Genomic DNA, 1,557 nt, shown 5'->3' on the forward strand with positions numbered 1-1,557 from the left:
CCATATCCAGCGCCGTCCGGTATGGACGTTAAGCCCGTGTCATCCCACTCGGCCGCCGAACCTTGCTGAGATCACCTCACTTACGGATCTCTCCATTCGAATCAACGGTGCCTCGGTCGAACCGCTAAAGACGACGCAGCATCATCCATTCTGGAGCAAAAGCCGCAATATGTGGATAAATGCGGCGGATCTCCAGGAGAAGGAAGCGCTGAGGACGCTGTCAGGCATCCCAGCCACCGTGGAGAAGGTTCACAACTTCCTCGGCGAAGCGCCGATGCGCGACCTTACGATCGCCGAGGTCCACACGTACTATGTGATCGCCGGCACAACACCGGTACTCGTGCACAACTGCGGTGGCGCTATTGTTGACCCCGGCAAGTTCGACTACATGTTCGGCAACGTTGCCTCCAACTCGCACAACGCTGCCCGCTCGGCGCAAAATCAGGCGCAGTTTGCTAGGGTTGGCGTATACAACAACGCAGAAGGTCGCGGGCTCCTGCAATCGCACTTCGATGAAGTGGTGGGATCTGACTCGAACATCCTGCGTACGTTCAAGAACGAGCATGGCGAATTCCAGATCCGAGACTCGTTGTTCGCTGGCCCGGGTGGCTTCTTACACCTTGAGACCACCTGGCAAGTGACCGGCGACCGCCTTCGGATGACGACGGTTATTCCTCGCGGAGGTCGGTAATGGAGTATAGGCAATTTGTAGTTCCGTCGGATGCAGAACTGCTTGACACGCTAGGCGTTTCCCCTGAAGCGGTTGAAGGCGAACCTACAGTATGCGCCCTTCGGCTGACCGCCGCATCCGGGGATAATGTCCTCATTTCATATGACGTGCCAGGTCGCTCCTTCCGGATTCAAGTTTCTTCGGGCAATGCATTGCGCCTGGATTTGCTGCGGGAGTCAGTAACGAACTTCACTGTCGGTGCCGAAGATGGAAGCTTCCGCGTGCGCGTGGCGCTTGAATCGACGGGCTTGGCGGGCGAACTGGAAGTACTCGTGGGGAATGAGATAGTCGTGCGGGACAGACTGCTGATGGCATAAATATATTCGACAGAACTCCCGCACTATTCCCTGAATTGAATTCAATGGACCTTGACAGCCGCCCATTACGGCCACTCACCGTAGTGGGCGGCTCTTCCGTGATGGTCCCGGCAAAGTCATTTCGGTGTTGCGATCCTCGCCGGCGCGATGGCCGGGCGCAGCGGTTCCCGAACTGGAGAGATACATCTCAATCATTCGACGACAGGCACAGCCACCTGTCGATAGCGTCGATGTGCACGGTGGCTTCTCTCGGCGCAGCAGACCCGGCACCCTTGGGCCGGGGTTTTCGGGGGGTAAACACGGAGACCGGGCCAGCCCGGAACCACCATCAAAATCGGGCATGGGGTTCATGTCGGTTGATTGACGCGAACCGATGCCCAACTTGGATTGGGCCTGGTTGGCGTCATCCCGCTCAGCTGAGCTCAGCCTACTGAGGTGATCTCAGCAAGGTTCGGCGGCCGAGTGGGATGACACGGGCTTAACGTCCATACCGGACGGCGCTGGATATGG

2 protein-coding genes are annotated in these 1,557 nt (G+C 58.1%); both read left to right on the forward strand.

The window, feature by feature from the left end:
- The coding region (locus tag GA0070558_RS35275) for a polymorphic toxin-type HINT domain-containing protein (RefSeq protein WP_256092273.1) at positions 1 to 691 on the forward strand (691 nt) is incomplete at its 5' end.
- The gene (locus GA0070558_RS33205) at positions 691 to 1,047 is read left to right on the forward strand and encodes a phosphoenolpyruvate hydrolase family protein (RefSeq protein WP_141722441.1); all 357 of its coding nucleotides are present in this window, start codon (positions 691 to 693) and stop codon (positions 1,045 to 1,047) included. The genes GA0070558_RS35275 and GA0070558_RS33205, both read left to right, overlap by 1 nt.
- The last annotated feature ends 510 nt before the right edge of the window (positions 1,048 to 1,557 follow it).

This window comes from Micromonospora haikouensis, assembly GCF_900091595.1.
In the GTDB taxonomy this organism is placed as follows: domain Bacteria; phylum Actinomycetota; class Actinomycetes; order Mycobacteriales; family Micromonosporaceae; genus Micromonospora; species Micromonospora haikouensis.

Excerpts from the sequence above, each read along its gene's own strand:
- GA0070558_RS33205 (WP_141722441.1), top strand. The coding sequence starts at position 691 with ATGGAGTATAGGCAATTTGTAGTTCCGTCGGATGCAGAACTGCTTGAC.